Origin of the sequence: Pseudomonas sp. D47 (assembly GCF_045447305.1) — a bacterium.
Lineage (GTDB): Bacteria > Pseudomonadota > Gammaproteobacteria > Pseudomonadales > Pseudomonadaceae > Aquipseudomonas.
In genome coordinates this window covers 14573-27785 of sequence record NZ_JBJGXU010000023.1, presented here as the reverse complement: position 1 = coordinate 27785, position 13213 = coordinate 14573, and the positions used below count along the sequence as shown (strand labels likewise).

10 protein-coding genes are annotated in these 13213 nt (G+C 60.7%); 5 read left to right on the top strand and 5 right to left on the bottom strand.

Features of this window, described 5'->3' with window-relative positions; all coding sequences use genetic code 11:
• Nucleotides 1-117 precede the first annotated feature (117 nt).
• Entirely contained in the window at nt 118-450 is a 333-nt protein-coding gene (locus ACI77I_RS16725; RefSeq protein WP_094951040.1) for a YegP family protein, read from the bottom strand.
• A gap of 164 nt (nt 451-614) precedes the next feature.
• Between ACI77I_RS16725 and ACI77I_RS16720 the strand changes: the two genes are divergently transcribed.
• From ACI77I_RS16720 to ACI77I_RS16705, 4 genes are all read left to right on the top strand, one after another.
• Complete coding sequence (locus ACI77I_RS16720; RefSeq protein WP_094951041.1) at nt 615-1154, top strand: RNA polymerase sigma factor; 540 nt, start codon at nt 615-617, stop codon at nt 1152-1154.
• Nucleotides 1151-2119, top strand: a complete 969-nt coding sequence (locus ACI77I_RS16715; RefSeq protein ID WP_094951042.1) for a FecR domain-containing protein — start codon at nt 1151-1153, stop codon at nt 2117-2119. The genes ACI77I_RS16720 and ACI77I_RS16715 overlap by 4 nt, the downstream gene beginning before the upstream one ends.
• 128 nt (nt 2120-2247) lie before the next feature.
• The gene (locus tag ACI77I_RS16710; protein WP_406997993.1) at nt 2248-4806 is read left to right on the top strand and encodes a TonB-dependent hemoglobin/transferrin/lactoferrin family receptor; all 2559 of its coding nucleotides are present in this window, start codon (nt 2248-2250) and stop codon (nt 4804-4806) included.
• 1350 nt (nt 4807-6156) lie between these two features.
• Nucleotides 6157-7056, top strand: coding sequence for a DMT family transporter (locus tag ACI77I_RS16705; protein ID WP_094953062.1), 900 nt, complete (start codon nt 6157-6159; stop codon nt 7054-7056).
• Nucleotides 7057-7191: 135 nt separating this feature from the next.
• On the opposite strand, the gene ACI77I_RS16700 is transcribed toward ACI77I_RS16705, so the two are convergent.
• The 4 genes from ACI77I_RS16700 to ACI77I_RS16685 all read right to left on the bottom strand — a co-directional run bounded on the left by ACI77I_RS16700 (nt 7192) and on the right by ACI77I_RS16685 (nt 10666).
• Nucleotides 7192-8409 carry an SAM-dependent methyltransferase gene (locus tag ACI77I_RS16700; RefSeq protein WP_094953061.1) on the bottom strand — a complete coding sequence of 406 codons (1218 nt, stop codon included), beginning with the start codon at nt 8407-8409 and terminating at the stop codon, nt 7192-7194.
• 246 nt (nt 8410-8655) lie between these two features.
• Entirely contained in the window at nt 8656-9273 is a 618-nt protein-coding gene (locus ACI77I_RS16695; protein WP_094953060.1) for a TPM domain-containing protein, read from the bottom strand.
• A 31-nt stretch (nt 9274-9304) separates the two neighbouring features.
• Nucleotides 9305-10036 carry a YgcG family protein gene (locus tag ACI77I_RS16690; RefSeq protein ID WP_094953059.1) on the bottom strand — a complete coding sequence of 244 codons (732 nt, stop codon included), beginning with the start codon at nt 10034-10036 and terminating at the stop codon, nt 9305-9307.
• An 18-nt stretch (nt 10037-10054) separates the two neighbouring features.
• A complete protein-coding gene (locus ACI77I_RS16685) occupies nt 10055-10666 on the bottom strand; it encodes a LemA family protein (protein WP_094953058.1) in 612 nt (203 codons plus the stop codon).
• A 242-nt stretch (nt 10667-10908) separates the two neighbouring features.
• Here ACI77I_RS16685 and bglX point away from each other — a divergent pair, with 242 nt between their 5' ends.
• On the top strand, nt 10909-13200 hold the full coding sequence (bglX, locus tag ACI77I_RS16680; protein WP_406997992.1) for a beta-glucosidase BglX: 2292 nt from the start codon (nt 10909-10911) through the stop codon (nt 13198-13200).
• Nucleotides 13201-13213 lie beyond the last annotated feature (13 nt).

Genomic DNA, 13213 nt, shown 5'->3' with positions numbered 1-13213 from the left:
TTCCGGTATTCCCGTTAGGCGACAGCGCACGCGATCCGCTGAAGACGCTGTTGGCAGCCGTCTGAATAAAAAATGCCCCGGCACTTGCGCGCCGGGGCATTGGTTTTTACACCACTGTCATGTCTTGTCTTTGATGGTGGTGCTCGGGCCATTGGTCTTGACACTGGCAATGCCATTGTCTCGCGCCGCTGTCGAAGAATACTGCTCGCTGGTGCCGATCACTTGATGATTGGCAGCCTTGAGGTTGAAGTACGACTGGCCATTGCTGGCCACCTTTTTCTCATAGCGCTCGTCATGCGGGCTGTTGGTCTGCACGGAAACAATGCCGCTTTCAGCTGCGCTGCGGGTGGTGTAAAGCTCGCTGGTCAAAATAGTCTCAGCGTTCGCCGCCTTCAGCACAAAACGAAACTGCCCGTTGTTGCTGTTACTCAACTCATACCATCCAGCCATGCCGCTCTCCTTTTGAGTAGGACTTTATTCACTAGCCCGTAGGATTAAAGGCTATGCCCAGCGTATTGCCAGCCAGGCATCAGCATTTACCACAAGACAAATGACAATAATTCTCGATATCATTCGCGACTTCTCTACGTCGTGCTTCGTCAAGAAGGATATCCATGCCTCGTCCCAAGCCCGACCCGTTGTCGGCCGATACCTTTCGCGGGTTTTATGCAGACATTCTGTATTTCCTGCGCAAACGCACGGACAACGCCAGCGACGCGGCAGACATGACCCAGGATGTCTTCACCCAATGGCTGGGCTACCGCGACCGGGCCAAGGTCGAGCAGCCACGGGCGTTTCTGTTCCAGATGGCGCGCAACCTGCTGCGCGATCACTGGCGTAAGCAGAAGGTACGGCAGACCGTCCACTCTGACCCGACCGAAAGGGACGCCGAGCCGGTCACCGATGAGCAAAACGACCCCATGGCCGCCGCGCAGCGTTTGCAGCGCCTGGAACAGTTGAAAGAAGTCCTCGCCGAACTCTCGCCCCGCAGGCGAGAAGCCCTTATGCTGCATCGCTTCGAAGGCCTGAACCAGGCGCAGATCGCCGAGCGCATGGGCATTTCGACCAGCATGGTGGAAAAGCACATCGCTTTTGCCCTGCTGCATTGCAAGCGACGCCTTCAACAAGAACCCGGCACGGAGCAGCCAGAATGAACCGCCTGAGCGACATCGACGCCCTGGATATCGAAGCGAGCGACTCCATCGATGCCCAAGCCGCCAGCTGGTTTGCCCGCAACCGCAACGATGCGGGGCGAACCGAGCGCAAGGCCTTTGCCGCCTGGCTGGCCGTGCCCGCCCATGCCCGCGCCTATGCCGAATTCGAGCAACTGTGGGCCGACCTCGCCCAGTTGCAGCAACTGAGCAAACCCGTGCCGCTGCCCAAACGCAAACCCTCTCTCTGGCGCCCGGCCCTGGCCGTGGCTGCCGCCGTGGTCTGTGCTGTGCTGGCCACGCACATCGGCGCACCGCGCGAGCTGTATCACAGCCAAATTGCCGCGCACGCCAAAGGCATGCGCACCTTGAACCTGCCCGACGGCAGCACCCTGTTTGTGAATGCCAACACGCGCCTGCGCGTGGATTTCAGCGCCCACCAGCGCATCCTTCATTTGGACAAGGGCCAGCTGTACATCGAAGTCGCCGCCGACAAGGAACGGCCGCTGTACGTGCAAGCTGGCGAGGCGAATGTGCGGGTGGTCGGCACCGGTTTCGACGTGCGGCGCAGCCAGCAGCAACTGGTGGTCAGCGTCGCCCATGGCCAGGTGGCCTTCGCGCCGGACGCCAAAAGCCCGGTGACCTTGCTCGGCGCCCAACAGCGCGCCGCCTATAACTACGCCAAGGGCACTGTGCAGCAACAAACCCTTAGCGCTGGAGAAGTGGCGGATTGGCGCAGCGGGCACCTGTCGTTTCGCAACCGCGACCTGGCCAGCCTGATCGACGAGCTGAGCCTCTACCGGCCCCAGGCCCCCTTGCACGTCAGCAAATCAGTGGCGCAACTGAAGGTCTCGGGCAACCTGGATGTAAATGACCCGGACGCCCTGCTCAACGCCCTGCCGGCCCTGCTGCCGGTGAAAACCGTGGCCTCGGCCGATGGTGTGATGAGAATCGAACCGAGCAAGTAAGGCCCGCGAACCCTCATTTGAGAATATTTTGCATTCGCATGTGTGGTTTTTTCAACCTGCCCCGTCTTCCTCCGGACTGTGTTTGATCTGCACACCTTTTTGGCTATTTAGCCACCCCGGGGGATTCCATGTTTCGCGCGCCTTGCCACGCTTCGCACCTGTTTCGTCGACCGACGCTGATTGCCACCTGCCTGGCGTTCAGCCTCAGTGCCCAGGCTGAATCACTCAAGCTGCAACTGCCTGCCCAGTCACTGGCCACGTCCCTGAGCCAGGTGGCGCAGCAGGCGAAAATCCAGCTGCTATTCGATGAAACACTGCTCAAGAACGTACAGGCGCCGGCGCTCAACGGTGAGTTCACCCCGGAAGTGGCGATTCGCAGCCTGCTGAAAAACGGCGCGTTCACCCTGATCAAGGTCGGCACCACCTACGTGGTGCGCCCCGACGAGGGCAAGACCACCCACAGCGGCGCCATCCAATTGGACGCCCTCAGCGTGATCGGCACCGGTAACGAGGTCGACTCCGCCACCGTCAACCGCTCCACCCTGAGCCAGGCCGACATCGATCGGTACCAGTCCAATAACATCCCCAGTTTGCTACAGACCTTGCCCGGCGTGAGCCAGGGCGGTTCGCTGAAACCTGGCGGCCAGACCATTAACATCCGTGGTTTCGGCGATGCCGAAGACGTGCCGCTGACCGTCGACGGCGCCACCAAAAGCGGCTTTGAGCGCTACCAGCAAGGCACCGTGTTTATCGAGCCCGAGCTGATCAAAAGCATCGAAGTGGAAAAAGGCCCGACCTCCCCGTTCACCGGCAACGGCGGCTTCGGCGGCACGGTGAACATGACCACCAAGGACGCCCCGGATCTGCTCAAAGACGGCCGCAACAGCGGCGCGATGCTCAAGTACGGTTACTCCAGCAACGACCACGAACAGGTCTACAGCGGCGCCGTGTATGGCCGCACCGACGACGGCCGTTTTGACGCGCTGGCCTACCTGACCCAACGCGACGGCGGCGACATGAAGGTGGCCGCTAAGCTGCCCAACGAGGACAACCTGTTCCCGATCAACCCCCAGCGCCTGCCCAACAGCGCCCAGGATGTGGACGGCAAATTGTTCAAGGTCAACGCGCACCTGACCGATGAGCACAGTGTCGGGCTGTCCTACTCGCGCTCCCACAGCAACCGCTGGACACCGTTTTCCGCCGCCAGCTACCCGGCGCCGCCGACCCAGGCCCAGATCGACCGCTACGGCTACGAAGGCGCGTTGACGCGTTTTTTAGCCCACCGCGACACCGTCGACACCACCTGGTCGGGCAAGTATGAATACCAGCCGCTGGACAACCCGCTGGTAGACCTGACCGTCAAGTATTCGCAGTCCAACACCGACCAGACCGACGAGCGCAACGCCAGCGCGTTTTTCCAACTGGCCACCGGCGGGCGCAAGATGGACACGTCCTATACCGACAAGAACCTCGACATCCGCAACGTCAGCCTGTTTGACACCGGCCCCTTGCAGCATGCAGTCACCGTCGGCGGGCAGATCCGCAAACACGCGCGAGAAACCGAGATGTGGATACCCGGTAAAACCTACGACACCGCGCGCTACAACTACGGGCATTTCCAGCCGGGCTTCATGCCCCACGGCAAAGTCGACACCAATAGCTTCTTTGTCCAGGATGCGGTCACCGTGGGCGATGTAACCATCACCCCGTCCCTGCGCTACGACCATGTGCGCAACCGCGGCGAAGCCAACGATGCGCCTTACTACAGCAACCCGAACCCGGCCGTCGGCCACGATTACAGCGACCGCACCTACACCGGTTGGTCACCGCGCCTGGCGCTGTTCTGGAACGTCACCCCGCACCTGGGGCTGTTCGCCAACTGGAGCAAGACCTGGCGCGCGCCGGTCATTGATGAACAATATGAAGTGCAAGGCCTGGGCAGCCGTACCGCCACCAGCGTCGACCTCGACCCCGAGCGCATCACCTCGATCAGCGTCGGCAGCGTGACCAGCTTCGACAACCTGATCGCCGAGGACGACAACCTGCAAATACGCACCACGTTGTTCCATAACAAAGTCGAAGACGAAATCTTCAAGGCCACCGGCGTCGGCTGCCAGAACCAGGCCATCAACGGCGGCACGATTGCCAATGCTTGCCCACCGGGTGCGATGCCCAACTACCGCAACATCGGCGGCCTGACCATCAAGGGCGTTGAGCTGGAATCGTTCTACAACTCCACCTACCTGTTTGGCTCGGTGTCGTTCGCCTACGCCAAAGGTGACCACGAAGGCGCCTACACCAACCCCTGGGGCCCGAACGTGGCAGCACGCGACATTCCACCGACCAAATGGGTGCTGGTACTGGGCACCAACATTCCCGCCTGGGATGCCCAAGTGGGCTGGACGGGCCAGTTCATTGGCGCCACCGACCGCTTGCCCAGCGACAAATATTCCGGCGGCCCGGGCAGCAGCTTAGGCGATCTGTTCTATGACCAGTACGGCAACAAGGCCTACAACACCCAAGGCCTGTTCGCCAAATGGAAGCCGCAACAGGCCTACCTGAAAGGCACCGAAGTGAACTTCACCGTGGACAACCTGTTCAACAATAACTTCCGCCCAGCCTTGAGCGGCGATCGCGCCTATACCAAAGGCCGTGATGCGAAGATCAGCGTTACGCGGTTCTTCTGATTGTGGGAGCTGGCTTGCCTGCGATACAGGCGACTCGGTGTATCAGGCATCTCGAGGTGATGCTATCGCAGCATAGGTATCTACACATCTTTTTATGGGTTGAATTCTTTGGTTGTCGCGGGGGCGCTGGGTACATATCCGTTATTTGGGTAACGGCTGCTATGGGTTCCGCTCTTACAGCGGGTCACTTTTGAAAGAGCGCAAAAGTAACCAAAACGCTCTTGCCCCACCACTCGGCACCTCGCCTCCGGCTCGGTGTGCCCTCACGCAGGCTTTGGACCGTGGGCCGCCGCCATGGGCCATCCTTGGCCCATCGCGGCTAAACCGGCGTCCTGCCGGTTTACCCACGCTCCAAAGCCTGCGTTCGGCCAGCGTGGTTTAACGGGGCGCCTAAGATCAAGATCAAGATCAAGATCAAAAGCAAGAGCACGGCGGCCTAGTAGCCGACCTGAGTGGTTAGATCAAAAGCGAAGCCAAGGCGGCCTGACAGCCGACCTGATCTCTGAAACTGAACTCAATCTAATGTGGGAGCTGGCTTGCCTGCGATGGCATCAACTCGGTGTACCTGATGGACCCAGGTGTCTGCATCGCAGCGGTGCGGCGATCCGACAAGCCAGCTCCCACAGAAAAGCAGATCTGCTTCTGCTGTGCTTTTGCTTCTACCACTCAGGTCGGCTACTAGGCCGCCGTGCTCTTGCTTTTGATCTTAGGCGCCCCGTTAACCACGATGGCCGAACGCAGGCTTGAATCCGTGGGTAACCCGGCAGGACGCCGGGTTAGCCGCGATGGGCCAAGGATGGCCCATGGCGGCGGCCCACGGATTCAAGCCGGAGTGAGGGCATGCCGAGCCTAGGCGAGGCACCGAGTGGTGGGGCAAGAGCCCTTTTGGTTACTTTTGGCTGGGCCGGCATTCCGGGCTCTTTTCCAAAAGTGACCCGCTGTAAGAGCCAGCCCTTTCAAGGTCTTTGGAAAAAGCCTCAAAAAATGATCATTTTTTGACCAAGAGAGAGGCTGACTGAACCAAATTCAACTCGTTTTTTTCTTAATTTCAGCCTGGAATTGGCGTAGGACGCGATTTAGGCAAAGACCTTGAAAGGGCTGGCTGTAAGAGCGGAACCATAAGCAGCCGTTACCGCAGCAACGGATATGTACTCATATCTACCTAAAAACCCCGCCAAAAGCTTAGCGCAACACAAAAAGTTGGGTAGATACCCATGGCTATCGCAGGCAAGCCAGCTCCCACACGACCTCAACTGTACGGATAAATCCGTACCCAGCTGTAGGCCCGCAATCGGCGGGGGTTGTGGCTAGATGGGCTTCCCTTGAAACCCTCTCGTTTCGGTCCCCATCATGAGCTCGCGCGAAAACACCGGCATGGCCCTCGGCCTGCTAGGTGTCATCATCTTCAGCCTGACCCTGCCCTTCACCCGCATCGTGGTGCAGGAAATCCACCCATTGCTCAACGGCCTGGGTCGCGCCTTGTTCGCGGCGATTCCGGCGGCGGCGCTGTTGCTGTGGCGCCGTGAGCGCTGGCCGACCTGGCACCAGGTGCGCGGTTTGTGCCTGGTCATCGCCGGTGTAATCCTCGGTTTCCCGGTGCTGTCGGCCTGGGCCATGCAGACCTTGCCGGCCTCCCATGGCGCGCTGGTCAACGGCTTGCAACCGCTGTGCGTGGCGCTGTATGCGGCGTGGCTGTCCCACGAGCGGCCGTCAAAAGCCTTCTGGGCCTGCGCGGCGCTGGGCAGTGCGTTGGTGTTGAGCTATGCCTTGATCACCGGCGCGGGCAGTATTCAGGCGGGTGATTTGCTGATGCTCGGCGCAATTGCCGTGGGCGGCCTGGGCTATGCCGAAGGTGGCCGGTTGGCGAAGGAGATGGGTGGCTGGCAAGTGATCTGCTGGGCGCTGGTGCTGTCGACACCGGTGCTGATCGGCCCGGTGTGGTACCTGGCGGCGCAGCACCAAGGCGCGATTTCGATGCGCACCTGGTGGGCGTTTGGGTATGTGTCGCTGTTCTCGCAGTTCCTGGGGTTCTTTGCCTGGTACGCCGGGTTGGCCATGGGCGGAATTGCGCGGGTCAGCCAGATTCAACTGCTGCAGATTTTCTTCACCATCGCGTTTTCGGCGTTGTTCTTTGGTGAACATATCGAGCCGATTACGTGGGTGTTTGCCTGTGGGGTGATCGTGACGGTGATGCTGGGGCGCAAGACGGCGGTGCAGCCTGCGCCGGCTCCCAAGCCAAGCACTATCTAATGTGAAAGCTGGCGTGTGTGGGAGCTGGGCTTGCCCGCGATCGCATCACCTCGGTTTACCTGAAAGACCGAGTTGCCTGCATCGCAGGCAAGCCAGCTCCCACCCAAGCCAGCTCCCACATTTTTGGTGCTGTGCTCAGCTCAAATAACCATCCGCGCGCAGCAAGGTTTCCAGGCAGTGCTCGGTGATGTGGTAGAACGCCTTCAGCGCTTGGATTTTCTCCAGCAGTTGCGCGTTGTCCACCGGCTCGTTGCGTTTGACCGCGAGGATCATCTTGTTCTTGTTGGTATGTTCCAACGAGATGAACTCGAACACCTTGGTCTCATAACCGCAGGCCTCAAGGAACAACGCACGCAGGCTGTCGGTGACCATTTCCGCCTGTTGGCCCAGGTGCAGGCCGTATTGCAGCATCGGTTTGAGCAGCACCGGGCTCTGGATCTGCAGGCGAATCTGTTTGTGGCAGCACGGCGAGCACATGATGATCGACGCGCCGGAACGGATGCCGGTGTGGATCGCGTAGTCGGTGGCGATGTCGCAGGCATGCAGCGCGATCATCACGTCCAACTCGCTCGGCGCCACGCTGCGCACATCACCGCACTTGAACACCAGCCCCGGGTGTTCCAGGCGCGCGGCGGCGGTGTTGCACAGGGTCACCATGTCTTCGCGCAGCTCCACGCCGGTCACTTCGCCCTCAGCCTTGAGGGTGTTGCGCAGGTAATCGTGAATGGCGAAGGTCAGGTAGCCCTTGCCCGAACCGAAATCGGCGACCCGCACGGGTTGGTCCAGTTTCAAGGGTGACGAGGTCAGCGCATGGCTGAACACTTCGATGAACTTGTTGATCTGCTTCCACTTGCGCGACATCGACGGGATCAGCGCCTGCTTGGCGTCGGTCACGCCTAGGTCGGCGAGGAACGGCCGGCTCAGGTCGAGGAAGCGATTTTTCTCACGGTTGTGCTCGGCGGAAGGCGCCTCACGCAGTTGCTGCGGCTTGCTTTTGAACAACGAGCTTTTGTTCTTCTTGCTGTATTCCAGCTGTGCTTCGTCGGTCAGCGACAGCAAGTGCGCGTTCTTGAACGACGCGGGCAGCAGCTCGGCAATCGCCGCAACGCCGTCGGCCAGGGGCAAGTTCTTGGTGATGTCGCGGGTCTTGTAGCGGTAGACGAACGACAGGCACGCCTGCTCCTTGACCGTTACCGGCTTGATGATCAGCCGTTGCAGCTCGGCTTCCTCGCCGACGTACTTGGCCAGCACCAGCTTGATAAACGCATGCTGCGCCAGGCTTGCGCTCAGCAGTTCGATGAACTGGGCGTGATGATCCGGCGCAGGGCGGGCAGGTTGAGCGGTGACGGACATGAACAAAAACGCCTCGGGCTGGGAATGCCGGGCATTTTAGGGGGGATAGTGCTTCAGGGCACGGGGTTATTTGATCAACGGTCGCTCAGCCGCCGCAAATCAAATGCGGGAGCTGCTTTTCTGTGGGAGGTGGCTTGCCTGTGATGCTGGCACCTCGGTCCATCAGGCCAACCGAGTTGATGCCATTGCAGGCAAGCCCGACTCCCACAGAAAAGCAGTTCCCGCATGGGTTCTGAGGGGTGTGGGCTATTCCAGCACGATCAGGCGGTTGGGCAACTCATTACGCGCCTGCGTCACCGGCACATGCACCTTGAGCAACTCGCCGCAGGCCTCGATACACGCAATAAACCCCGCCAACGTCTGCCCCTGTTTCACCTGCTGGGTAAACGCCTTGACGATGCCATCCCAGCTCTCGTCATCCAGCCGTTTGGAAATACCCTCGTCCACCAGGATCTCCACATACCGTTCCGCCTCGCTGACAAAAATCAGCACACCCGTCCCGCCCACCGTGTGGTGCAGGTTCTGCTCCAGGAACTGCCGGCGCGCCAGGTTGGACGCCCGCCAATGACGCACCGAACGCGGGATCAAGCGGGTGGTGACCTTGGGCAAACGAAACACCAGGCACAACACGATAAACGTCGCCCACTGCGCCAACAGCAAGGTGTACATGGTCAAGTAGCCCGACAAGTAATGCACCACGCCGGGCACCACCAAGGCGATCAGGCTGGCCCACAGCAGCGGGATGTAAGCGTAATCGTCAGCGCGGGCCGCCAGCACCGTGACCAGTTCGGCGTCGGTGGTTTTCTCGACCCGGGCAATCGCTTCGGCGACTTGGCGCTGCTCGTGTTCACTCAGTAATGCCATGGTTGTCGATGCTCTGTTCTAGTTATTGTCATTACCAGCCACCTGAGGCCCCGCCACCGCCAAAACCACCGCCGCCGCCTCTGAAGCCACCACCGCCGCCTCCCCCGCCACCGCCGCCGCGCCCACTGCTGCTGAGGATTGCCAAGAGGATAGCGCCAACCGGCAGGCCCAGGCGATTGCACAGCCACAACACGCCGATCAGCAGGATGAACAAGCCGATGGACAACCCTGGGTTGTCCTTGGCGAAATTCGCATCCGCCACATGCGCGGGCACCGCCAGCGGCTCGCCGCCCACCACCTGCACCATCGCCGTGACGCCGTCGCTGATGCCCTGGCTGTAATTGCCAGCCTTGAACTTAGGCGCGATCACCTGATTGATGATCACCCAGGACTGCGCATCGGTCAGCACGCCTTCCAGGCCATAGCCGACTTCGATGCGCAATTTGCGCTCATCACGGGCGACGATCAACAGCGCGCCGTTGTCCTTGCCCTTCTGGCCGATGCCCCACTGGCGGCCCAATTGGTAACCGTAGTCCTCAATCGGCACGCCTTGCAGGTCGGGCACGGTGACCACCACGAGCTGGTCGCCGGACGTTTGCTCCAACGCCTGCAACTGCTGGGTTATTTGCGCCCGCGTTGCCGGGTCGAGCATCTGGGCGCTGTCCACCACCCGCCCAGTCAGGGCCGGGAACGTCAGCGCCGCCTGGGCCGCACCGACGCACGCCAGCAACCACAGCGCCAGGCCTATCCGTAATAAACGCATCGACACCTCAACGCAGCGTTATTTGAACTTCACTTGCGGCGCTTTATCGGCATCAGCGCTGGTGGCTTCAAACGTGGCGCGGATCGGCAAGTCGCTGTACATCACGCTGTGCCACAGGCGGCCAGGGAAGGTGCGGATTTCAGTGTTGTACGCCTGCACGGCCTGGATGAAATCGCGACGGGCCACGGCAATACGGTTTTCCGTGCCTTCAAGTTGCGATTGCAGGGCCAGGAAGTTCTGGTTGGCTTTCAGGTCCGGATAACGCTCAGACACCACCATCAAGCGGCTGAGGGCGCCGCTCAAACCGTCCTGGGCTTGCTGGAACTGCTTGAGTTTCTCGGGGTTGTCGAGGGTGCTGGCATCTACTTGGATCGAGGTGGCCTTGGCCCGCGCCTCAATCACGGCGGTGAGGGTGTCTTGCTCATGGGCCGCGTAGCCCTTGACCACTTCCACCAGGTTGGGGATCAGGTCGGCACGCCGTTGGTACTGGTTCTGCACCTGGCCCCAGGCCGCCTTGGCCTGTTCATCCAGGGTGGGAATGGTGTTGATGCCGCAACCGCTCAGCACGCTGCTGATCAGTAGCAAAGCCGCGGCTTTCAAGCCCCAGCGGTAACCTTGTGCTGCTTGCATGGTGTTTCTCCTGCCCAAACTAGATGGAATGTGACGACTAACCCTATAAACCGCGCACTTGGGGCATAATCCGCCACCACTGGATTGCGTCGAGCCAATCAGCTACAAAGATGCCCAGCGCGAAAAAGAGTTCAGAGTGTGCTGCATTTATCTGAACAACACCCGAACAACAATAGACGCTCCCCACATTTTGGCCGATGGCATTCTCTTGATGCTGTGCAGTGAGCCGAAAAAGGATATTCATGAAAAAGCTGTGTTTGCTCGGCCTTGTTGCCACTCTGGCCACCCACCCCGTCTGGGCAGAAACAAAGCCTGCTGCGCTTAAAGACAAGGACGCCTTCGTCAGCGACCTGCTCAAGCAGATGACCCTGGATGAAAAGATCGGCCAATTGCGCCTGATCAGCATCGGCCCCGAAATGCCCCGCGAGCTGATCCGCAAGGAAATCGCCGCCGGCCGTATCGGCGGCACCTTCAACTCGATCACTCGCCCGGAAAACCGTCCGATGCAGGACGCGGCCATGCGCAGCCGGTTGAAGATCCCGATGTTTTTCGCCTACGACGTGATCCACGGCCACCGTACGATCTTCCCGATCAGCCTGGCCCTGGCCTCTAGCTGGGACATGGACGCCATCGGCCGCTCCGGGCGCATCGCCGCCCAGGAAGCCGCCGCCGACAGCCTCGACATCACCTTTGCGCCGATGGTCGACATCTCCCGCGACCCGCGCTGGGGGCGTACTTCCGAAGGTTTCGGCGAAGACACCTACCTGACGTCGCGCATTGCCGAAGTGATGGTCAAGGCCTTCCAGGGCACAAGCGCGGCCAATGCCGACAGCATCATGGCCAGCGTCAAGCACTTTGCCCTGTACGGCGCGGTGGAAGGCGGTCGCGACTACAACGTGGTCGACATGAGCCCGGTCAAGATGTACCAGGACTACCTGCCGCCCTACCACGCGGCGATCAAGGCCGGTGCCGGCGGCGTGATGGTGGCGTTGAACTCGATCAACGGCGTGCCCGCCACCGCCAACACTTGGCTGATGAACGACCTGTTGCGCAAAGACTGGGGCTTTAAAGGCCTGGCCGTGAGTGACCACGGCGCGATCTTCGAGCTGATCAAGCACGGCGTGGCCAAGGACGGGCGTGAAGCCGCTAAGCTTGCGATCAAGGCCGGCATCGACATGAGCATGAACGACTCGCTGTACGGCAAGGAATTGCCCGGGCTGCTCAAGTCCGGCGAGATCGAGCAAAGCGACATCGACAACGCCGTACGCGAAGTGCTCGGCGCCAAGTACGACATGGGCCTGTTCAAAGACCCGTACCTGCGTATCGGCAAGGCCGAGGATGACCCGGCCGACACCTATGCCGAGAGCCGCCTGCACCGTGCCGACGCACGGGATGTCGCGCGCCGCAGCCTGGTCCTGCTGAAAAACCAGAACAACACCCTGCCGCTGAAAAAATCCGCGACCATCGCACTGGTCGGCCCGCTGGCCAAGGCGCCGATCGACATGATGGGCAGTTGGGCCGCCGCCGGCAAACCGGCACAATCGGTGACCCTGCTCGATGGTCTCAACGCGGTGATCGGCGAAAAAGGCAAAGTGATCTACGCGCGTGGCGCCAACATCACCAACGACAAGGCCGTGGTCGACTACCTCAACTTCCTCAACTTCGATGCCCCGGAAGTGGTGGATGACACCCGCTCCCCGCAGGTGCTGATCGACGAAGCGGTGAAGGCCGCCAAGGATGCCGACGTGGTGGTGGCGGCTGTGGGCGAGTCCCGTGGCATGTCCCACGAGTCCTCCAGCCGCACCGACCTGAACATCCCGCAGAGCCAGCGCGACCTGATCAAAGCCTTGAAAGCCACCGGCAAACCGCTGGTGCTGGTACTGATGAACGGCCGCCCGCTGTCGATTCTTGAAGAGAACCAACAGGCCGACGCGATCCTGGAAACCTGGTTCGCCGGCACCGAAGGTGGCAACGCCATCGCCGACGTGCTGTTTGGTGACTACAACCCGTCGGGCAAGCTGCCGATCACCTTCCCACGTTCGGTAGGGCAGATTCCGACCTACTACAACCACCTGACCATCGGCCGGCCGTTCACCCAAGGCAAGCCGGGTAACTACACCTCGCAATACTTCGATGACACCACCGGGCCGCTGTTCCCGTTCGGTTATGGCCTGAGCTACACCACGTTCAGCCTGTCGGACATGGCGCTGTCGTCCACCACCCTGAACAAGACCGGCAAGCTCGACGCCAGCGTCACGCTGAAAAACACCGGCAAGGTCGAGGGCGAAACCGTGGTGCAGTTGTATATCCAGGACGTGGCCGGCTCGATGATCCGCCCGATCAAAGAGCTGAAGAACTTCCAGAAGGTCATGCTCAAGGCCGGTGAGGAGCGCACGCTGCACTTCACCATCACCGAGGAAGACTTGAAGTTCTACAACACCCAACTCAAGTTCGCCGCAGAACCGGGCGAGTTCAATGTACAGATCGGGCTCGACTCCCAGGATGTGCAGCAGCAGACGTTCGAGTTGCTGTAATACCTGCAGCCCC

What these genes read in the sequence shown, in the direction of transcription:
- ACI77I_RS16715 (WP_094951042.1), top strand. Translation starts at nt 1,151, where the DNA reads ATGAACCGCCTGAGCGACATCGACGCCCTGGATATCGAAGCGAGCGAC.
- ACI77I_RS16725 (WP_094951040.1), bottom strand. Translation starts at nt 450, where the DNA reads ATGGCTGGATGGTATGAGTTGAGTAACAGCAACAACGGGCAGTTTCGT.
- ACI77I_RS16720 (WP_094951041.1), top strand. Translation starts at nt 615, where the DNA reads ATGCCTCGTCCCAAGCCCGACCCGTTGTCGGCCGATACCTTTCGCGGG.
- ACI77I_RS16695 (WP_094953060.1), bottom strand. Translation starts at nt 9,273, where the DNA reads ATGGCATTACTGAGTGAACACGAGCAGCGCCAAGTCGCCGAAGCGATT.
- ACI77I_RS16690 (WP_094953059.1), bottom strand. Translation starts at nt 10,036, where the DNA reads ATGCGTTTATTACGGATAGGCCTGGCGCTGTGGTTGCTGGCGTGCGTC.
- ACI77I_RS16705 (WP_094953062.1), top strand. Translation starts at nt 6,157, where the DNA reads ATGAGCTCGCGCGAAAACACCGGCATGGCCCTCGGCCTGCTAGGTGTC.
- bglX (WP_406997992.1), top strand. Translation starts at nt 10,909, where the DNA reads ATGAAAAAGCTGTGTTTGCTCGGCCTTGTTGCCACTCTGGCCACCCAC.
- ACI77I_RS16710 (WP_406997993.1), top strand. Translation starts at nt 2,248, where the DNA reads ATGTTTCGCGCGCCTTGCCACGCTTCGCACCTGTTTCGTCGACCGACG.
- ACI77I_RS16685 (WP_094953058.1), bottom strand. Translation starts at nt 10,666, where the DNA reads ATGCAAGCAGCACAAGGTTACCGCTGGGGCTTGAAAGCCGCGGCTTTG.
- ACI77I_RS16700 (WP_094953061.1), bottom strand. Translation starts at nt 8,409, where the DNA reads ATGTCCGTCACCGCTCAACCTGCCCGCCCTGCGCCGGATCATCACGCC.